Annotated in this window: 21 protein-coding genes; 4 read left to right on the top strand and 17 right to left on the bottom strand. The window is 64.1% G+C overall.

The window, feature by feature from the left end; translation table 11 throughout:
- Nucleotides 1-88: 88 nt before the first annotated feature.
- The 9 genes from ACN0YF_RS00620 to ACN0YF_RS00580 all read right to left on the bottom strand — a co-directional run bounded on the left by ACN0YF_RS00620 (nucleotide 89) and on the right by ACN0YF_RS00580 (nucleotide 5,859).
- A complete protein-coding gene (locus ACN0YF_RS00620; protein ID WP_417481544.1) occupies nucleotides 89-430 on the bottom strand; it encodes a hypothetical protein in 342 nt (113 codons plus the stop codon).
- Nucleotides 427-933: an RNA polymerase sigma factor gene (locus ACN0YF_RS00615; protein WP_417492930.1), complete on the bottom strand. Its 507-nt coding sequence runs from the start codon at nucleotides 931-933 to the stop codon at nucleotides 427-429. The genes ACN0YF_RS00620 and ACN0YF_RS00615 overlap by 4 nt, the downstream gene beginning before the upstream one ends.
- Nucleotides 934-980: 47 nt before the next feature.
- The gene (locus ACN0YF_RS00610; protein ID WP_417492929.1) at nucleotides 981-1,364 is read right to left on the bottom strand and encodes a hypothetical protein; all 384 of its coding nucleotides are present in this window, start codon (nucleotides 1,362-1,364) and stop codon (nucleotides 981-983) included.
- 80 nt (nucleotides 1,365-1,444) lie between these two features.
- The gene (locus tag ACN0YF_RS00605; RefSeq protein WP_417492928.1) at nucleotides 1,445-2,002 is read right to left on the bottom strand and encodes an NnrU family protein; all 558 of its coding nucleotides are present in this window, start codon (nucleotides 2,000-2,002) and stop codon (nucleotides 1,445-1,447) included.
- Between the two features lie 79 nt (nucleotides 2,003-2,081).
- Nucleotides 2,082-2,405, bottom strand: coding sequence for a hypothetical protein (locus ACN0YF_RS00600; RefSeq protein ID WP_417492927.1), 324 nt, complete (start codon nucleotides 2,403-2,405; stop codon nucleotides 2,082-2,084).
- Entirely contained in the window at nucleotides 2,392-2,931 is a 540-nt protein-coding gene (locus tag ACN0YF_RS00595; RefSeq protein WP_417492926.1) for an RNA polymerase sigma factor, read from the bottom strand. Before ACN0YF_RS00595 ends, ACN0YF_RS00600 begins: the two co-directional genes overlap by 14 nt.
- Nucleotides 2,931-3,350 carry a hypothetical protein gene (locus ACN0YF_RS00590; protein WP_417492925.1) on the bottom strand — a complete coding sequence of 140 codons (420 nt, stop codon included), beginning with the start codon at nucleotides 3,348-3,350 and terminating at the stop codon, nucleotides 2,931-2,933. The genes ACN0YF_RS00595 and ACN0YF_RS00590 overlap by 1 nt, the downstream gene beginning before the upstream one ends.
- Nucleotides 3,351-3,451: 101 nt before the next feature.
- Nucleotides 3,452-4,300, bottom strand: coding sequence for a redoxin domain-containing protein (locus ACN0YF_RS00585; RefSeq protein ID WP_417492924.1), 849 nt, complete (start codon nucleotides 4,298-4,300; stop codon nucleotides 3,452-3,454).
- Nucleotides 4,301-4,371: 71 nt separating this feature from the next.
- The gene (locus tag ACN0YF_RS00580; RefSeq protein ID WP_417492923.1) at nucleotides 4,372-5,859 is read right to left on the bottom strand and encodes an alpha/beta fold hydrolase; all 1,488 of its coding nucleotides are present in this window, start codon (nucleotides 5,857-5,859) and stop codon (nucleotides 4,372-4,374) included.
- Nucleotides 5,860-6,000: 141 nt separating this feature from the next.
- Here ACN0YF_RS00580 and ACN0YF_RS00575 point away from each other — a divergent pair, with 141 nt between their 5' ends.
- A complete protein-coding gene (locus tag ACN0YF_RS00575) occupies nucleotides 6,001-7,533 on the top strand; it encodes a LytTR family DNA-binding domain-containing protein (RefSeq protein ID WP_417492922.1) in 1,533 nt (510 codons plus the stop codon).
- Between the two features lie 15 nt (nucleotides 7,534-7,548).
- Here ACN0YF_RS00575 and ACN0YF_RS00570 read toward each other — a convergent pair whose 3' ends face one another.
- On the bottom strand, nucleotides 7,549-7,770 hold the full coding sequence (locus ACN0YF_RS00570; RefSeq protein WP_176780322.1) for a SlyX family protein: 222 nt from the start codon (nucleotides 7,768-7,770) through the stop codon (nucleotides 7,549-7,551).
- Nucleotides 7,771-7,876: 106 nt separating this feature from the next.
- On the opposite strand from ACN0YF_RS00570, the gene ACN0YF_RS00565 reads away from it, so the two are divergent.
- Entirely contained in the window at nucleotides 7,877-8,242 is a 366-nt protein-coding gene (locus ACN0YF_RS00565; protein ID WP_417492921.1) for a hypothetical protein, read from the top strand.
- Here ACN0YF_RS00565 and ACN0YF_RS00560 read toward each other — a convergent pair.
- The 3 genes from ACN0YF_RS00560 to guaA all read right to left on the bottom strand — a co-directional run bounded on the left by ACN0YF_RS00560 (nucleotide 8,239) and on the right by guaA (nucleotide 11,195).
- The gene (locus ACN0YF_RS00560; RefSeq protein WP_417492920.1) at nucleotides 8,239-8,832 is read right to left on the bottom strand and encodes a 2-hydroxychromene-2-carboxylate isomerase; all 594 of its coding nucleotides are present in this window, start codon (nucleotides 8,830-8,832) and stop codon (nucleotides 8,239-8,241) included. The two genes, ACN0YF_RS00565 and ACN0YF_RS00560, sit on opposite strands and share 4 nt — an antisense overlap.
- Entirely contained in the window at nucleotides 8,829-9,572 is a 744-nt protein-coding gene (locus ACN0YF_RS00555; protein ID WP_417492919.1) for an SDR family NAD(P)-dependent oxidoreductase, read from the bottom strand. Before ACN0YF_RS00555 ends, ACN0YF_RS00560 begins: the two co-directional genes overlap by 4 nt.
- A 63-nt stretch (nucleotides 9,573-9,635) precedes the next feature.
- Nucleotides 9,636-11,195 (bottom strand): glutamine-hydrolyzing GMP synthase, encoded by a 1,560-nt coding sequence (gene guaA / locus ACN0YF_RS00550; protein WP_417492918.1) that lies wholly within the window; start codon nucleotides 11,193-11,195, stop codon nucleotides 9,636-9,638.
- 351 nt (nucleotides 11,196-11,546) lie between these two features.
- Between guaA and ACN0YF_RS00545 the strand changes: the two genes are divergently transcribed.
- Both ACN0YF_RS00545 and ACN0YF_RS00540 read left to right on the top strand, forming a co-directional pair.
- On the top strand, nucleotides 11,547-12,347 hold the full coding sequence (locus ACN0YF_RS00545) for a sulfotransferase family protein (protein WP_417481559.1): 801 nt from the start codon (nucleotides 11,547-11,549) through the stop codon (nucleotides 12,345-12,347).
- The gene (locus ACN0YF_RS00540; protein ID WP_417492917.1) at nucleotides 12,340-13,137 is read left to right on the top strand and encodes a sulfotransferase family protein; all 798 of its coding nucleotides are present in this window, start codon (nucleotides 12,340-12,342) and stop codon (nucleotides 13,135-13,137) included. The genes ACN0YF_RS00545 and ACN0YF_RS00540 overlap by 8 nt, the downstream gene beginning before the upstream one ends.
- 35 nt (nucleotides 13,138-13,172) lie before the next feature.
- Here ACN0YF_RS00540 and ACN0YF_RS00535 read toward each other — a convergent pair whose 3' ends face one another.
- The 4 genes from ACN0YF_RS00535 to guaB all read right to left on the bottom strand — a co-directional run bounded on the left by ACN0YF_RS00535 (nucleotide 13,173) and on the right by guaB (nucleotide 16,842).
- Nucleotides 13,173-14,486: an RsmB/NOP family class I SAM-dependent RNA methyltransferase gene (locus ACN0YF_RS00535; protein WP_417492916.1), complete on the bottom strand. Its 1,314-nt coding sequence runs from the start codon at nucleotides 14,484-14,486 to the stop codon at nucleotides 13,173-13,175.
- Nucleotides 14,483-14,845 carry a DUF3088 family protein gene (locus tag ACN0YF_RS00530; protein ID WP_417492915.1) on the bottom strand — a complete coding sequence of 121 codons (363 nt, stop codon included), beginning with the start codon at nucleotides 14,843-14,845 and terminating at the stop codon, nucleotides 14,483-14,485. The genes ACN0YF_RS00535 and ACN0YF_RS00530 overlap by 4 nt, the downstream gene beginning before the upstream one ends.
- Nucleotides 14,842-15,258: an MAPEG family protein gene (locus tag ACN0YF_RS00525; protein WP_417492914.1), complete on the bottom strand. Its 417-nt coding sequence runs from the start codon at nucleotides 15,256-15,258 to the stop codon at nucleotides 14,842-14,844. Before ACN0YF_RS00525 ends, ACN0YF_RS00530 begins: the two co-directional genes overlap by 4 nt.
- 114 nt (nucleotides 15,259-15,372) lie before the next feature.
- Nucleotides 15,373-16,842: an IMP dehydrogenase gene (guaB, locus tag ACN0YF_RS00520; RefSeq protein WP_417492913.1), complete on the bottom strand. Its 1,470-nt coding sequence runs from the start codon at nucleotides 16,840-16,842 to the stop codon at nucleotides 15,373-15,375.
- Nucleotides 16,843-17,098 lie beyond the last annotated feature (256 nt).

Raw genomic sequence — 17,098 nt, 5'->3', positions numbered from 1 at the left:
TGCCGCGAGACTAGCGCACCATGCTGCAGTGCAAAAGTCTTGAGCACTCCGGCCCGTCAAACCGGTGCCCACCTTTACTGGTCAGACTCTAGGCGAGCCGGCGCGGCAGGATCAGCGCCACCATCCCCAGCGCCACGGCCATGGCGAGTGCCGCCATCGTCTCCGGAGACATCAGGAAAGCGAAATTCGCGATCAGGCCATCGGCCGGGATCTGCACCTGGGTGAACACGCCTTCCAGCTGGGTGCCCGCAATCGCCGAGCCGATCGAGCCGGCCCCACCGAGCACCAGGGCACGCTTGCGGTCCGGATGCGACAGCTGCGCCACCACCTTGGCCGCAAAGGCGTCCGCCTCGGCCTGCTCATTCAAAGGCTCTGCCGCCTCCGCGAAGGCCGCCATGAGCCGTTGGTCAAAGGCATCGTTCATAGTCATGACGCCATTACCTCCGATTCCGCAAAATAGGCCTGCAATTTGGCACGCCCGCGATTGACGTGCGACTTGATGGTCCCCAGCGGCATGCCGGTCGCCTCTGCAGCTTCCGAATGCGACATGCCGCAGGAATAACACATCACTACCGCCACACGCTCTTCCTCTTTCAATGTGGCGAGTGCGCGATCGAGATCAACCACATTGCCCATATCCCGGGGCGCCTCGCTGTCTTCCGTCCCGCTGCCGAAGCGCTCCATGGCCCTGTCCGTCGACTTGCGCTTGCGCGCCGATTTGAGGAATTCCATGTACGCGATTGAGCACAGCCAGGATTTGAATGTTCCCGTGCCGAGAAAACTGCCGATCTTCTCGAAGGCCCGGACAAAGGCGTCCTGGGCGAGATCATCGGCAAGGGCGTGATTGCGGCACATGCGGTGCAGCATGCCACGCACCACGCCCTGGTGGCGCCGGACCAGCTCTCCGAAGGCGGCGGCGTTCTTCGTCGCCATTACCAGAGCTGTCAATTCTTCGTCCGACGCCTTCATCGCACTGGTTCCTACAGGTCGTCTTTTTTGGAACCGAACAGACCGAAGCCCATCAGGACAAGGCCGATAAAGCCCGGGAATGCCGCGATACCGGTCATCACCGTGAAGGCTTCCTGGGCATCATCATCAACGCCCGAAATCGTGTAGCCAAGGACGATGAAGGCCACGGCGACCGCCAGAAGAATGGCGCCGGATTTGAGATCGCCATTGCTGTCCTTGCGCGGCATGCCCAGGGCCCGGACCAGTTCCGGCGTGACTTGCTGGCCCGCCCGAATGGCCTCTTCAACCGTGCTGAGCGCGGCCTTGCGTTTCTGGGTTCCGCCATTGATGGCGATGAAGACAATGGCAACCACCATTGCAAACATGCCGAGCGGGACCATGATTTCTACACCCATTTCAACCTCCATAACCGGGCAGCACCACGCCGCCTTTCATTGATAGGATGCCTGCCGACCCGCAAACGGATGCAGCGGCATCAGCCAATGATGGCAACGCCAAACAAGTACATGTGAACATTCATGATTATCAGGGCGAGCAAGGCGCCCAGAATGATCGCGGTGAGCTCCCCGCCCCAGCCCTTGACCACCGGCGGCGGCGTTTCGCGCAGGCAGGCGGAGATGAAGGTGATCGTCGACCAGATGAAAAAGCCGCCAAACAACAGCATCGCCGACAATTCGCCATTGGCCAGCAAATGCGCGCCTGACCACAGGATGACACTCGCCAGCATCGGGTGGCGGACGACACGCCGGATATGGCCGGGCGCATAGGCTGACACGAGAAGGATCAGCGCCAGCGGGACAATCAGGAAAGCGACATGCCGGGTCCACTCCGGCGGAGCCCAGATCGCCACTGGCGGATGGGCAATGATCTTGCCATAGATGAGCAGGCCGAAACCGATCAGCGACAGGGCGGTATAGATCAGCTTGTAGGGTGCCTCGCCGAGCGCGCTTCTCAGCCCGGTCCGCAGGCCCGGCACCACCTGCAGCGAATGCACGCCCAGAAACAAGACCAGTCCGGCTATCAGAATAAGCATGTCGTCCCCCACCCGCTATCTGTTGCTTATAGGCGATTCATCCCGGCCTCGCCGAAAAATCTCCGGCCGTCGGTGGCGATCAGAGCAGGCGCTGTGCCCAGCCGGGCAGCCCCACTCGGTCCGTCGCGAGGCAGTAGGCAGCGAACGCCGCCAGCGCGGTGGCACCGAGCATCAGCATGGCTTCCAGGAACGCCCCCGACAGGAGAACCAGCAGGCCCACCATCACCGGGCGCAGCAATAACAGCGCTGCAAACACGACCAGCCCGGCCACAGCCGCACGCGCCAGACCGAGCTGCAGCCGGCGCCGCGCCACGCGTTCCATGACGGCCATGCGGAAACCGGGATCGACAGCGGGCGCCTCATCGGCGTCGAAAAAAGCCTTGAGTGGATCAGGTTTCGTCATCACGCACTCCCAAAATCTCGACCAGCCGGGCCCGGCCGCGCAAGACATGTGATTTTACCGTACCCAGGGGCATTTCCAAAATGCGCGCCGCATCGGCATGCGACCAGTCGCCCGCCAGGCACAGCGCGACGGCGGCGCGCTGGTCCGGCGGCAATTGGGCCAGGGCCTGCTGCATGGCGATATTCAATTCGGTGCCGGGCTGGTCGCTGTCCGCCCGTTCGGCCTGCCAGTCGGTCTCGCGCCGCCGGGTCCGCGACATGGACCGCGCCATCCCCTGCGTCCGCCGCCAGGCGATGCCGAACAGCCAGGACCGGACCCGTGCCGGCTCGTCCAGCGTGCGCAGCGCGGTCCAGGCGGCCAGGAAGGTTTCCTGCGCGAGGTCATCGGCATCGGCCTCATGACCACAGACACGGCGCAGAAAACTGCGCACCGCCTGTTGATGGCGGTCCACCAGAATCGCAAACGCATTGTCCGAGCCTGACCGTGCCGCCGCGACCAGCGCGGCGTCGGTCCATTGCGTCGACATCAATCGTCTCTGTTACCGCCCCGGAACATGGATGAGGCCAGGAAGGCGAGCGACATGACGCCCATGATCAGGGCGATGAAGTAGAACTCACTCTGCGATTCCCCCATCCAGCCGGCATAGCCGGTATAGGCAAACACCCCGGCCAGGCCTGCGAACAGAACAATGAGGAATGCGTGCCCGCGACCACGGCGGGGTCTGCCCCCCTCGTCGTCATCCGACCATTCGGGGCGGGCGTAATCGGGCTTGTCGAGATTGGCCAGCAATTCAGCCGGCGGCTCCTTGCCCGAGGCAGCATAGGTCTTGAGCAGGTCAATCTTGGCCTGGGTACGCTTGTAGCGCATCAGGCTGCCCCAGCCAGCCGAGATGAACCAGAAGAGCGGGAACAGAAGCCACCAGTAATTGCGAAACAGGTCAGCCATGTTGTGTCCTTTCGTGCCGTAGCGATCTTGCTTTCATAAACAGGTCGCCGCTGCGGCGCGAATTGGATGCAGACCGCGTGCAGATTATGCAGCGTCTCGCATCAGGCCGCATCGTTGAACACCGCCAGCAATTCCGCCGGCGTGGGGCGCACGCGGTAATTATCGGTCTCATGCGTCCACAGGATCCCGCCCCCCGCCGCGACAGCGATCACGGTCGGCAGCACGGACTCGGAGCGATAGCCGAGCAATTCCATCCCCAGCGGCAGGGCGGCCGGATTATCGATCCCGAGCACACGCCCGGCGGCATTGCCCGTATCGGAATAAAATTCCAGCCCGTCCGGCTTGCCCTCGGCCAGCGCCGCGGTCTTGCCCACCGATTGCGGGGCGATGAAGGCGACGCGAATGCCACGCTCCACAAAGGGCGCAATCCCCGCCGCCATCTCATTGACCTGCCCCATACAGAAGGGACACCAATTACCCCGGATGAAGATCAGCACCGCGGGCGTTTCGGTCAGTGCCTGTGAGCTCACGGCATCTCCCGCACGGTCGAGCACCTCAAAGGCCGGCAGGCTGGTGCCCACCGCGATCGCGGGGCTCGGTTTGCGGTTAAAGCGCGAATACCAGAACACGTAGAGCAGAAAGCCGCCAAAGCCCGCGAGCGCGAGATAGACCAGATCGCGTTCGCCACCCGCGAAATGCGCTTCCCATGCTGCCAGCAACAAGCCAGCGAGGCCCCCAGCGATGAAGAGCGGGAAATTGGCGCTGGTCCGGGCCATGCGGCGCGTCAGCATCGCGATCGACAGGATCACCACGATCGGCGCGCCCGTGAGCAGCACACCCAGCCAGCCGATCCAGTGATGGCTGGAGAACAGGCCCTGACTGGCCTTGATCACCAGGATGACGGCGCCGGTCAGATAGGCCATCACATAGATGCGTTTGAGTGTATTCATTCCCGCCTCCCCGTTTGCGTGACCACAGCTCTATCAGCTGCGGTCACGCAGGGGCAGTCACGAGCGGGTCATCAACCTTGCTGGTCGAGCGGATTGGCCGTCATGTCCGGCAGATCGATGATGATTTCACTGCTGGCGGCCGACTCACCACGCATGAAGCGATGCATGGCCTCGGCGACCTCCGGCGTGGTCATGAAGAGGTTATGCCCGGCATTGCGCACAATGATTTGATGGACGTGGCTCAGGCCAGAGACGGAAGCGGCCTGGGCGTCGGGATAGGTGCGCCCGTCGAGCGTGCCCGTGAGCAGCAGGACCGGTGTGTCGCCATGTGGTGGCTGGCGGAATTCATCGCCGAGATCAAACCCGTCCCAGGCACCGCGGATCTGCGGCATCGGGAAATTGAGATAGCCTCCGATCAGACCGGTCTCAGCCTGGCGCTCGAATTCGGCAAGGCGCTCATCATCAATCCCCGAGGCGAGATCCATCGCTGTCGGCATCGCGCTCAGCGTGATCGGCTCACGCATCGTCCAGAAGCGCTGCAGCAACATGACCGCCAGATCGCTCTCGCCAGCATCGAGCTGGGTGTAGAGCATCAGCAGCAAGGCCGCATATTGCGGGTCACTGATCAGGCCGGAGGAGAATTCCTGCAGATTGCGGCGCTGCAGCAGGAAGGGCAGTGTTTCGCCATTCTCCTGTGGCACCTGCACCAGCATGGGCTCGGCCTCGAACCGGGCATGCACGCGCCGCATCAGTCCGGCGACGTCGGGGTAAAGCGCCCGGGCCGCCGGCTGGGTGTCGATGGCCGCCTGCAGGCGCGCGAAATAGCGATCGGTTTCGGCCGGCATCTTGACCGTCTGGTCGAGCCCTTCGGCGCTGGCGATGATGACGCGGTCTATCTGGCCGGGAATATCCTTCAGCGCCGCCAGGGCGAGATGGCTGCCATAGGAGATCCCCCACAGCGAGATCTGCTCGGCACCGAAATGCGCCCGCAGCGCCGCCAGATCCTGAACGCTTTCGCGCGTCGTATAGCCGGTGACGTCGACACCCTGCTCGCGCCAGAACACACCGCACTCCTCGACCGCGCGCCGATAGGCGGCTGCGTATCCGGCATCGCTGATCGCTTGCGTCTCGGAGATCGGCTGCGAGGAGACACAGCGCGGCAATTCGGTCGATCCGCCCGTGCCGCGCTGATCGAAGGCAATGACATCGCCATGCTGGCGCATCTCCTGGAACAGGGAAAAACGGGCCCCCCGGGCCGTACCGCTACCCGAACCGCCTGGCCCGCCGGAGAGATAGACGATCGGCGAGCCCGGATTTTCACCGGTCGCGGGAAAGCGGATATAGCTCACCTCGATCATGCGGCTGGCCGGGTCGGCGCGGTTTTCCGGGACTGTGACTGTCCCGTGAAAAGCCGGAACACTGTCGCCGCTGCGGGCGGTGAACTCGATGGCTTCCTCGCCATAGGCATTGGCGGCAGGCGGTGATTGCGCGAAGGCGGCGGGCGAAAGGATCAGCACACTCAGCGCCGTTGCCAGTATGGATTGCTTCCAGGACGTCATGTTTCACTCCGTGATCTTGAGCCCCCCGGCTCGCATGCATCCTGCCTCCCGGGTGCGCCCATGCACGCGCCAATCGTGCAATGGTGGCTTCTGGCCGTTGAACGGCGGGACGTTCACGCGCCTGCGCGCTAGAGTGACGCCATGACACGCACGCCCCTCACCCTGCTCCTCACCCTCCTCCTGCTGGCACTGCCGCTCGGCTCTGCCGCGGCGCAGCGCCTTGTTGCGCTGGACGCGTCATCGCTTCGCGTCTGCCCGGCGGATGACACACCAGGCCCGATTCCCGATTTCAGCGGTGAAGATTGCACCGATATCACCCTGAGCGGGCTTGATCCCCAGGGCCGGCAGATCTGGGTCCGCGCCGAGATCGACTGGGACGGCGCGCAATGGCCGCAGGACCGTCCGATCGGCCTCTTCATCTCCGGCAAGGCCGCAAGCACGGCGTGGCTCAATGGCCATGAGCTTGGCTCCAATGGCCGTCCGGGCCCGGACCGGGCGACAGAAATTCCCGGCCGCATGGATGCGGTACTCTATGTCCCGCGCGAGCGCCTGCTGCCCGGGCGCAATGAACTGGTCCTGCTGATGTCGTCACAGCATGGCTTCCTGCAGCTGGGCTGGCCGGTACACTGGATCGGGCTCGAGCGCTACCAGCCCCCGACCAGCATGCTCGCAGCCGTCTATGCGCCCAGCCTGGTGACACTCGGCGTTCTGGTGCTGGGCTTCGTCTTCTTTGCCGCGATGGCGGTCCGCGGCGGCGACCGGGAGGGCTCTGCCCTGATCAGTGCGATGTCCCTGATCGCCGTGGCGCAATTGCTGATCGAGACCAGTCGCGGCCTCTATGCCTATCCCTATCCGATGCATGATCTGCGTCTGGTGCTGATCACCGCCTGCACCGCCGCCTTCGGGCTGACCCTGATCGCCTATCTCCTGCACCGCTTCTCCGGCCTCTCCCTGCGCGCACGTCTTCTGCGCCTGCTCGGCGTCGGCGCCCTGCTGATGGCGGTCCTGCAGATGCATTCCGGCTATGACGCCAAGACGCTCTATGCCTTCGAGACCGTGATACTGGCCGGGCTGGCCTGGTGCGGTACCTGGGTCTGGCAGCGCAAGCCCGGCGCCCGCGCCCACCTCGCCGTCCTGGCCGGACTGGCCGCTCTGGCCGTGCTCTTCCCGGAACTCTTCATCGACCGCTATTTCTACCAGGCGATCGCCGGCCTTTTGCTCTTCCTGTTCGCCCAGCACGCCATCGCCCTGGTCAATGAGCGCCGCATCCGCGCGCTGGAAGCCACCCGCGCCGACCGGCTCGAGATCGCGCTGAGCCAGGCACGCCAGAAGGATCATCCGGTCCAGATCGAACTCGTCAGTGCCGGCCGCACCGATTACATCCCCAGCGACCGCATCGCCCAGCTCAAGGCGGCGGGTGATTATGTCGAAGTGCATTTCGAGAACGGCCAGACCGCGCTCTATACCGGCTCACTGACCGGCCTCGAGGCGAGCCTGCCGCCGACCTTCCTGCGCGTCCACCGCTCCCACATCGTCAATACCGACTATGTCAGCGCCCTGGAGCGCGATGCCTCCGGCGTCGGACGTCTGATCCTGACCAACGGAATGGATGTGCCGATCAGCCGGCGGATCCTGCCGAAGGTGAGATCGGCGCTGGCTGAGGCGGCGGAGTAGCGAAAACGTCTTCGCCTACCAGTGCGGCGGCGGACGGTTTTCCGGGGCTGGACCTTGGGCCTCGACGGCATGGATACGGTCGAGGAACTGGTTGAGCCGCGCCTTGATCAGGTCGAACTCGGTGCGCTGGTCATTCATGACCTCGGAAAGCTCCTGCAGCATCTGGTCCTGGTGCGCGATATGGGCTTCGAGCTCATCGATACGCTCGATCAACGGGTCTGGCAGCTCGTCGCTCATGGCCTGTTCCTCTACATCACGGATTGCACACAACCGGTGGTGCAACCGTCTTGCCTGCGGTCTTGCCTGCTCTATGCTGCATGCTGGTTCGGGGGGCGAGAAACTCATGCAGTTGAAAACGATCAATGGCAAGCTGACGCTGGGCAGCGCCTACAAATTATTCGTGGTCAGCTGGTTTATCGGCTGGACCAGCATCTTCGTCATTATCGGGGGGATAGCGCTTCTTCCCACGCTCGTCAGCGGCCAGGCCACGATAAACGGCGTAGTCGTCGAAGGTGCAGGACCGGTCGCCGCGCAATTATTGCCCTTCCTGGCGCTCATCCCGATCATCGTCACCTTCCACGCCTTCGTGTTCAGCGGCCTGCTCCTGCTGGGATTCGTCATCTACCGCATCTGGCGCCCGGTGCAGATCACCGACTACCAGCCGGCGGTCAAGAATGAAGTCCCGACCAATACGGCCACCGGGGACTAGAGCGTCTCCAGCCGGTCCTTGCCGAAATAGAGCTCGCCATCGACGATGAAGCTGGGGATGCCGAACACACCCTGGTCGACGGCCAATTGCGTATTCGCCATCAGCTGCGACTTGATCTGTGGCGTCCCGATCAATTCCAGCAGGCGCTGCGCCGGCAGGCCGGCTTCGGTCAGCGTGGCGTGAAGGACATCGGCGTCGTCGAGCTTGCGCGGCTTTTCCCACATGAAGTGGAACATTGCCTCGACATAAGCCTCCAGCACGCCCTCTCCTTCAGCCGCGACCGCACCGCGCATCAGGGCCAGCGTGTTGACCGGGAAGTGCGGATTGAAGTTGAAGTGTTTGAGATCATGGCGGGCGATGAAGCGCTCGATTTCCTTGTATTCATAGGCCAGCTTGGCCGGCACCCCGGCGAAGGCGATCATCGGCGCCTGATTGCCCGTCGACTTGAAAATCCCGCCGAGCAGCACCGGCACATAGCGAAATTTCAATCCCGTGCGCGCCTCGACCTGCGGCAGGATGCGATGGGCGAAATAGGCATTGGGGCTGGCAAAGTCGAAATAGAAGACGGGGTCAGTTGAAGGATCGCTCACCAGTTTTCTCCATAGGGCCGAAGGTCAAGTTCATGCGTCCAGGCATCGCGCGGCTGGCGATGCAGCATGAGATAGGTTTCCGCGATCGAGGCCGGGTCCATCAGCGTGTCCGGCGGCATGGCGGCCAGAGCCTCAGCCCCCTTCGCCTGGGCGATGCGCTCACGCACCCAGGCCGTATCCACCCCGGCATCAATCACGAGATGGGAGACGTGCAGCCCTTGCGGCCCCAGCTCACGCGCCATGGATTGCGCCAGCGAGCGCAGCCCGGCCTTGGCCGCGCCAAAGGCCGCATAGCCCGCGCCGCCGCGCATCGAGGCCGTGGCCCCGGTAAAGAAGATCGACCCCCGCGCGCGCGGCAGCATGATCCGCGCCGCCTCACGCCCGGTCAGAAAGCCCGCCTTGCAGGCCATGTCCCACACCTTGGAGAAGACCCGCTCCGAGGTCTCCAGCAGCGGGAATTGTACATTGGCGCCGACATTGAAGATCACCACCTCAAGCGGCGCTGAGGCTTCGGCCGCGTCGAGGAAAGCGGTCACGGAACTCTCGTCTCGCGCATCCAGCGAATGCCCGGTGAAACGCCCGCCCGCCGCCGCGATCTCCTGCGCCAACGGCGCCAGCTTCTCGCCGCCCCGCCGCCCGCCATGGACATGATAGCCCTCGGCGGCAAAACGCCGGGCGATGGCGGAGCCGATGAAATCACCGGCGCCGATAATGGCGATGCTGGCATTGCGCTGGGTCATGCCGGGCTCCCGGTCTGTTCGCATTCGAGAGCGCGCCTGGGCGCGCGAATGGAGCGCTAGCCCCTACTCCCACTCAATCGTCCCCGGCGGCTTGCTGGTCACATCATAGACGACGCGGTTGATCCCGCGGCATTCATTGATGATACGGGTCGCCACTCGCCCGAGGAAATCATGCTCGAACGGGTAGTAATCCGCCGTCATGCCGTCGACCGAGGTCACGGCGCGCAGGGCCAGCACCGCGTCATAGGTGCGCTCATCGCCCATCACGCCGACCGTGTTGACCGGCAGCAGGACGGAGAAGGCCTGCCAGATGACGTCATAGAGGCCGGCCTTCTTGATCTCCTCGATATAGATCGCATCGGCCTTGCGCAGGATGTCGGCCTTCTCCTTGGAGACGGCGCCGGGAATGCGGATGCCCAGGCCCGGTCCCGGGAAGGGATGGCGCTTGACGAAAGCTTCCGGCAGGCCGAGTTCACGGCCCAGCGCGCGGACTTCATCCTTGAAGAGCTCACGCAGCGGCTCGACCAGTTGCATCTTCATGCGCGCCGGCAGACCGCCGACATTATGGTGGGATTTGATGGTAACCGAAGGTCCGCCATCGAAGCTGACGCTTTCGATCACATCGGGATAGAGCGTGCCCTGGGCGAGGAAATCGGCGCCGCCGGCTTCCTTCGCCTTTTCGTCGAACACATCGATGAAGAGGCCGCCAATGATCTTGCGCTTCTTTTCCGGGTCCTCGACGCCCTTGAGCGCGGTGAGGAAGAGGTCCTCCGCCTGGGCGTGGACCAGCGGGATATTGTAATGCTCGCGAAAGAGATCAACGACCTCGTCGGCCTCGCCCAGACGCATCAGGCCGGTATCGACGAATACGCAGACCAGCTGGTCGCCAATTGCCTCGTGCAGCAGCACGGCGGCCACGGAACTGTCGACACCGCCTGAGAGGCCGCACAATACCCGCTTGTCGCCGACCTGGGCGCGGATCTTGGCGATCGCCTCGTCCTTGAAGCTCGCCATCGACCAGTCACCGCGGAAGCCGGCGATCTGATGGGTGAAATTGCGCAGCAGCTCCGCCCCGCGCGGCGTGTGCACGACTTCGGGGTGGAATTGCACCGCATAGAATTTGCGCGCCTCGTCGGCAATCGCCGCATAGGGGGCATTGCCCGAGGTGGCGATGACATGGAAACCGTCCGGCAGGGCCGCGACGCGGTCGCCATGGCTCATCCAGACGCGCTCTTCATGACCGACCGGGCCAAAGCCTGCAAACAGCGGGCTGTCGGCGACGATCCTGATATCGGCGCGGCCGAATTCGCGCTCTTCCGATGCCTCGACCTTGCCGCCGAGCTGGGCGCACATGGTCTGCTCGCCATAGCAGATGCCCAGAACCGGGATGCCGCGCGTGAAGACCGACGGATCGGCCTTGGGCGAATTGTCCCAATGGGTCGAATGCGGCGAACCCGACAGGATGATCGCCTTGGGGTCGTAGGCGTCAATGAAGGCCTTGTCGGCGCGGTTATAGGGATGGACTTCGCAGAAGACGCCGCTCTCGCGCAAACGCCGCGCGATCAGCTGGGTGACCTGGCTGCCAAAGTCGATGATGAGGGCTTTTTCGTGTTGATCTGTCATGCGCTCTCACTCCCGCAGGCGCGGGCTTTCCGGGGACGAAATGTGGGGGTTATGGCCGAGCTCGATTTCAGCATGGCGCCGGATAGCGCGAGTCAGCCGCGATGGCCAGCAGGGAATCCGGTTTCAAAACCGCCAATCGCGAGATGGCCGGCGGAATCCCCGCGGCAAAGCGGCCAAATCGAGTCCGGATCGTGGCTGAAACAAGGCACGCTGCGGGACGGGCCGGCCGCAAATCCCCCGCTGTCACAAAGCATACATCTTCCTGTAATTAATTGCATTTCCGTAACGGAACCGTCACCGCCCGCTCATCTTTCCCGGCGCTTGTATGGACGCAGGCGGGAGACATCGGACATGCAGGAAATCATTGGCCAGGCTCCGATTTTTATCGGCGGCGCACCCCGATCGGGCACGACGCTTTTGCGTGCCATCGTCAATACGTCGAAAGGCATCGTGTGCGGGCCTGAATCCCGGATCGTGCCGGCGCTTGCGGCCCTGTCCTCGCAGGTCGAGCAGATGCACATGCCGGTTCTCGAGCGGCAATACGGCCTTGATGCCGACATGCTGCACCAGCGTTTTGCCGCCACGATCAACGGCTTCCTGGCACCGCTCCAGGCGGAATCGGGATGCCGCATCGCCGAGAAGACACCGGCCAATATTCTCCACTTCGCGCAATTGCGCCGTCTGTTTCCCGACAGCCCGCTGGTCGGCATTGTTCGCGACGGCCGTGATGTTGTCGCCTCACTCCTGTCGATGGACTGGACCGACAGCCGGACCGGTCAGCCCCTGCCCATCACCCGCGACGCGGCCGCGGCCGCCCGGCTCTGGGTCGCCAGCGTCGAGGCCGGGGCAGCCATGCGCGACGACGGCAATTACCTCGAACTGCGCTATGAATCCCTGGCACGCCACCCACGCGACATCATCGCCGGCCTGTTCGCCTTCCTCGGCGAGGATTCGCAAGCCGTCGAGGCCGCACTCGACCATGCCCGCACGTTTGACCCGGCCTCGGGGATCAATGAGACGAGCAATGAACGCGTTTCCCAACCCATCGACACCCGCGCAATCGGGCGGTGGCGCGAGGCGTTGAGCGATTCCCAGCACGCCACCGTCATGCAGATCGCTGGCCCGGCCCTGTCGCGGCTGGGATATGTCTGAGACCGCAAACGGGACTGGCTTCGTCTTTCTCGGCGGTTGCCCGCGCTCCGGCCTGACCGTGATGCGGCGGCTTCTGGCCGGGCATTCGCGGATCCATTGCGGTCCCGATACCGGCCTGCCTGTGGCGATCGCCATGCAATGGGAGAATTTCACCACCCAGCTTGGCGATCTCCACCGCCAGGATTTCGGCCTCGAGGCTGAGCAGGTCCGCGCCAACATGGCCGAGCTGCTGACCGGGCTGATTGGCGAACCCATCCAGGGCCAGCCTGGTCACTTGCTGGTAGAAAAGACCAGTCTCAACATTCTCGCCTTCGAACGCCTGGGCCGTCTCCTGCCGCAGGCGCGCTTCGTCCACATCGTCCGCGATGGCCGCGATGTCGCCGCTTCCCTGCTGCAGCGCGACTGGCGCGGCCCCGATGGTCGTCCCTTTGCCCATGTCAGCGATCCGGCGGCCGCACTGAAATACTGGTGCGATCTGACCGGGATCGGCTTGCAGGCAGAAACCGCCATTGGCTCCGGCCGCGTCCTGCGTCTGCGTTATGAGGATGTGGTCAAGAAGCCCAAGCGCAGCGTGACCGCCCTGCTGCGCTTTCTGGAGCTCGAATACGAGCCCACGACGCTCAATTACGCCGGCCGCGCCATCGAGCTGATCGGACTGGAGCGCGACAGCCTGCCGCTGCTCGACGCGCCGCTCACCACCGCCCGTATCGGCGGCGGTCGCTCGGTGGACGGGGCGGTGAGTGCCGTTGTGCGGGAGCGGCTACGCGGGTTGGGCTATCGGGTGGATTGAGCGACCGGCGGGGGGCTGGCCCGCGCCGTTCAACCCTACCCCACGCGTTCCATCACGCAGATGTAAAACCCGTCCGTATCGGTGCGCGCTGGCGAGAGTTGCAGCGCGCCGTGACTGCCGACGCATGTCTCCAGGATCTCCTCGGCGCCCTTGGCCAGACCGCCGGAGGCCTGCATCGCCTTGATGGCGGGGACGGGCTTGAAATTCTCGTGCCTGGCGAGGAAAGCGGTGACGCGGTCCTCGTTTTCTTCCGGCAGGACGGAACAGGTGACATAGACCAGGCGGCCGCCCTGTTTGACATAGCGCGAGCCGCGCTCGAGCACGGTGTCCTGTTCGCCCATGCGGGTTTCCAGGGCGCGTTCGCGCAGACGCCATTTGGCGTCGGGACGGCGGCGCCAAGTGCCGGTGCCGGTGCAAGGCGCGTCGCAGAAGACGACGTCCATCTTGGCCACGAGGTCGGCGAGGCACTTGTCTTCCTCGGCATCCTGGACCTGGACATTATGCGCCCCGGCGCGCTTGAGGCGCGGCCAGATGGCGCGCAGGCGGCGCCAGTCGATATCCCAGGCGTGGATCTGGCCGGTATTGTTGAGCAGCGCGGACAACGCCAGCGTCTTGCCGCCGGCGCCGGCGCAATAATCGAGGATCTGCATGCCTTCGCGGCCGCCCGAAGCGAGCGCGGCGAGCTGGGAGCCGATATCCTGGACCTCGACCCAGCCCTTGCCATAGGCGGGAATGCTTTCCGCCGCCGCCGACTTGCCGCGCGGATCGCGCTGCGGGATGCGGATCGCCATGGCGGCGAGCTCGGAAGGCTCGGCGGTTTTCAGCTTGGAGCTGACTTCCTTGAAAGCCTTGTCGAACCCGACCTGGACTTCATTGACGCGCAGATCGACCGGCGCGCGCGAGCACAGCTCATGCGCTTCCTGCTCGGCCTTGTCGCCAAAGGCGCGCTGGAAGCTCGCCTCGAGCCATTCGGGGAAATCGCCGCGGATATAGAGCGGGGCATCGGAGATATCCCGTTCCAGACCGCTGCGTTCGGCATTGGTGAGCGGTTCCGGCGCATGCGGATCGCTCTCCATCATCGCGTCGATCTCTTCGACGGAGAGGCCCCAGACGCGGGCGACGGTGCCGAAGGCGAGCGCGCGGGCGCTTTCATCCTGCATCGCATGACCGACCGAGGACTGGTGGCGCAGGGCGTCGAGCACGAGGCCGGTGATCCAGGCGCGGTCACCGGAACCGGCATAGCGATTGGCCTTGCCCCAGTCGCGCACGGCGTCCTTGACCGGCGTGTGCTGGCGCAACTGGATTTCGAGGATTTCGATCGCTGCGGCGATCTTGGCTGCGTCTCTCATTTTGGCTGTGCTCCGCCGTATGTGGTGGCGAGCTGATGGCAGATCGCGATCGGGTCGGTCAGGAAACGGCGATCATTCGCGGTCTCCACCTTGGTGTGGGCTTCAGTCTCGCCAGCCAGGATCAGGGTCGGCGCATTCTGGTGCGCCTCGCCGAGCAGGGCCACGATTTCCGGCCGTGGCCGGGGATGTTCTATGCGGACAATGGTGATGGCGTCCTGCCAGTGCGGATTGCCCAGCAAGACGCCCTCGATCAAGCAGCAATCGGCACACAGGCGCGGCCCGTCGGCGCCGTCCCAGGCGCCGGTGAGCAGGAAGAGGATATCCTTGCCGGTCTCGATGGCGGGCTGGTCCTGCATCATCGCGTCATCAGCTCCACTGCGAACACGACCCAATAGCCCAGCAATACCAGAAGTCCGGACGCGAAGGCCATGAAGCGCGAACGCAGATGATTGCTGGTGACATGGATCAGCGCGTGCAGCAGGCGCAGACCGACATAGGCCCAGGCGAGCACGACCAGCAGCACGCTGGTGGCTCCGGTAATCAGGGCGAAGGCGGTTGCGGCATAGAACAGCGCCGGCGAGGCGAGCTGGTTCTCATAGGCGTTGGAGATCTGCTGCACCCGCACCGGCCAGGCGGACTGGCCGAGGGCGATATCGGCCGGCTTGACCTTGCCGGAGGCCACGGCGCGATAGCGCATCGAGCCCATGGTGAAGACGAGCGCGAAGGTCAGGGCGACCTGCACGAAAACCGGATAGAGAAGCGCATAATTCATGGCAGTCATCCTTGTTCAAACGGGTGCACGAGCCAAGGCCCTGCCCCCGTTCCGGTCAATCGACAAAGGTGCAGACAAGCCATACGCGCCCGCCCCTTGCCGTGCCCGGCCTGATCAGCTTTGCGTCGGATAGTTCGGCGCCTCACGGGTGATCTTGACGTCATGGACATGGCTTTCGCGCAAGCCGGCATTGGTGATGCGGACGAATTGCGCCCGCTCGTGCAGGTCGGCGATGGTTTTCGAACCGGTATAGCCCATCGCGGCGCGCAGGCCGCCGACCATCTGGTGCAGGATCGGCGAGACCGGTCCCTTGTAGGGCACCTGGCCTTCAATGCCTTCGGGCACCAGCTTCATGCGCTCGGTATCCTTCTGGAAATAGCGGTCGGCAGAACCCGCCGCCATCGCACCCAGCGAGCCCATGCCGCGATAGGATTTGTAGGAGCGACCCTGGTAGAGGAAGACCTCGCCGGGTGCTTCTTCCGTACCGGCCAGCAGGGAGCCAACCATGATGGCATCGGCACCGGCGGCAATCGCCTTGGCCATGTCGCCGGAAAACTTGATACCGCCATCGGCGATGATGCAGGCATCCGAGCCTTGTGCGGCGCGGCGGGCATCCATGATCGCGGTCAATTGCGGCACACCGACACCGGCGACAATGCGCGTGGTGCAGATCGAGCCCGGCCCGATACCGACCTTGATGCAATCAGCGCCCGCCTCGATCAGCGCCTTGGCGCCGTCATAGGTGGCGACATTGCCGGCAACGATGCGCGAAAGGCTGGAGGCCTGGCGGATCCGCTTGACCTGGTCGAGCACGGAGGAGCTCTGACCGTGGGCGGTGTCGATGACGACGACATCAACGCCGGCATCGATCAGCGCCATGGCGCGTTCAAAACCGCTATCGCCGACCGTGGTCGCGGCGGCGCAGCGAAGCGAGCCCTCGCGGTCCTTGGCGGCGGTGGGATGGGCCTGGGCCTTTTCCATGTCCTTGACGGTGATCAGGCCGATACAGCGATGATCGCCATCGACGACCAGCACACGTTCGATCCGGTGGCGGTGCAGCTTGGCGCGCGCCTCGTCCTGGGTCGCGCCTTCATTGACGGTGACAACGTCCCGCGTCATCAGATTGCCGACCTTCTCATTGGGATCATCGGCAAAGCGCACATCGCGATTGGTGATAATGCCGACCAGCTTGCCCGGCTTGCCCGGCGCTGCGCCTTCGACAACGGGAATGCCGGAGATGCGGCGCTCGGCCATCAGGGCGCGAAGCTCGGCCAGGGTCGCGTCCGGCGAGATCGTCACCGGATTGACCACCATGCCGCTCTCGAAACGCTTGACGCGGCGTACTTCCTCGGCCTGTTCGGCAATGGTCAGATTGCGGTGGATCACCGCCAGCCCGCCGGCCTGCGCCATGGCAATCGCCATATGCGCTTCGGACACCGTATCCATGGCCGCAGCCATGATCGGAATATTGAGACCGCAATCGCGCGCCACTCGCGTGGAAACGACGGCGTCGGCGGGAAGAACATCGGACGGGCCAGGTTGCAAGAGCACGTCATCGAAGGTCAGACCTTCACGAATCTCCATCAGAGACTCCTTTTCGCTGCTTGCGGCGCGGCTATAACAGGTGTGGCGCGAAGGTCAATTGTGGAGTGCGGGGGATAGCGGTGTTGCGCAGCGAGGCCGGGCCGGGATCGCCTTCATCACCGGGTCTGCCCTTCGTCTGCCTTTCATCAGGCGTTGAGTATGCATTGTGATGCCGTCAGGTGCGCGTTCAGCGACGGGGCGCGTGTGGGCTTATTGCTGCCATTTCAAGACCTTGCTGAGATTTCCTGCACCATTT

The sequence above is a fragment of the Maricaulis sp. genome (genome assembly GCF_048270265.1).
GTDB lineage: Bacteria > Pseudomonadota > Alphaproteobacteria > Caulobacterales > Maricaulaceae > Maricaulis.
This window is presented reverse-complemented; position numbering and strand designations above follow the sequence as displayed.

Bases quoted from the DNA above. Each gene is read 5' to 3' on its own strand.
- ACN0YF_RS00595 (WP_417492926.1), bottom strand. From the start codon at position 2,931: ATGTCGACGCAATGGACCGACGCCGCGCTGGTCGCGGCGGCACGGTCA.
- ACN0YF_RS00540 (WP_417492917.1), top strand. From the start codon at position 12,340: ATGTCTGAGACCGCAAACGGGACTGGCTTCGTCTTTCTCGGCGGTTGC.
- guaA (WP_417492918.1), bottom strand. From the start codon at position 11,195: ATGACAGATCAACACGAAAAAGCCCTCATCATCGACTTTGGCAGCCAG.
- ACN0YF_RS00590 (WP_417492925.1), bottom strand. From the start codon at position 3,350: ATGGCTGACCTGTTTCGCAATTACTGGTGGCTTCTGTTCCCGCTCTTC.
- ACN0YF_RS00535 (WP_417492916.1), bottom strand. From the start codon at position 14,486: ATGAGAGACGCAGCCAAGATCGCCGCAGCGATCGAAATCCTCGAAATC.
- ACN0YF_RS00620 (WP_417481544.1), bottom strand. From the start codon at position 430: ATGACTATGAACGATGCCTTTGACCAACGGCTCATGGCGGCCTTCGCG.
- guaB (WP_417492913.1), bottom strand. From the start codon at position 16,842: ATGGAGATTCGTGAAGGTCTGACCTTCGATGACGTGCTCTTGCAACCT.
- ACN0YF_RS00555 (WP_417492919.1), bottom strand. From the start codon at position 9,572: ATGACCCAGCGCAATGCCAGCATCGCCATTATCGGCGCCGGTGATTTC.
- ACN0YF_RS00575 (WP_417492922.1), top strand. From the start codon at position 6,001: ATGACACGCACGCCCCTCACCCTGCTCCTCACCCTCCTCCTGCTGGCA.
- ACN0YF_RS00545 (WP_417481559.1), top strand. From the start codon at position 11,547: ATGCAGGAAATCATTGGCCAGGCTCCGATTTTTATCGGCGGCGCACCC.
- ACN0YF_RS00580 (WP_417492923.1), bottom strand. From the start codon at position 5,859: ATGACGTCCTGGAAGCAATCCATACTGGCAACGGCGCTGAGTGTGCTG.
- ACN0YF_RS00530 (WP_417492915.1), bottom strand. From the start codon at position 14,845: ATGATGCAGGACCAGCCCGCCATCGAGACCGGCAAGGATATCCTCTTC.
- ACN0YF_RS00615 (WP_417492930.1), bottom strand. From the start codon at position 933: ATGGCGACGAAGAACGCCGCCGCCTTCGGAGAGCTGGTCCGGCGCCAC.
- ACN0YF_RS00525 (WP_417492914.1), bottom strand. From the start codon at position 15,258: ATGAATTATGCGCTTCTCTATCCGGTTTTCGTGCAGGTCGCCCTGACC.
- ACN0YF_RS00585 (WP_417492924.1), bottom strand. From the start codon at position 4,300: ATGAATACACTCAAACGCATCTATGTGATGGCCTATCTGACCGGCGCC.
- ACN0YF_RS00570 (WP_176780322.1), bottom strand. From the start codon at position 7,770: ATGAGCGACGAGCTGCCAGACCCGTTGATCGAGCGTATCGATGAGCTC.
- ACN0YF_RS00610 (WP_417492929.1), bottom strand. From the start codon at position 1,364: ATGGGTGTAGAAATCATGGTCCCGCTCGGCATGTTTGCAATGGTGGTT.
- ACN0YF_RS00565 (WP_417492921.1), top strand. From the start codon at position 7,877: ATGCAGTTGAAAACGATCAATGGCAAGCTGACGCTGGGCAGCGCCTAC.
- ACN0YF_RS00600 (WP_417492927.1), bottom strand. From the start codon at position 2,405: ATGACGAAACCTGATCCACTCAAGGCTTTTTTCGACGCCGATGAGGCG.
- ACN0YF_RS00605 (WP_417492928.1), bottom strand. From the start codon at position 2,002: ATGCTTATTCTGATAGCCGGACTGGTCTTGTTTCTGGGCGTGCATTCG.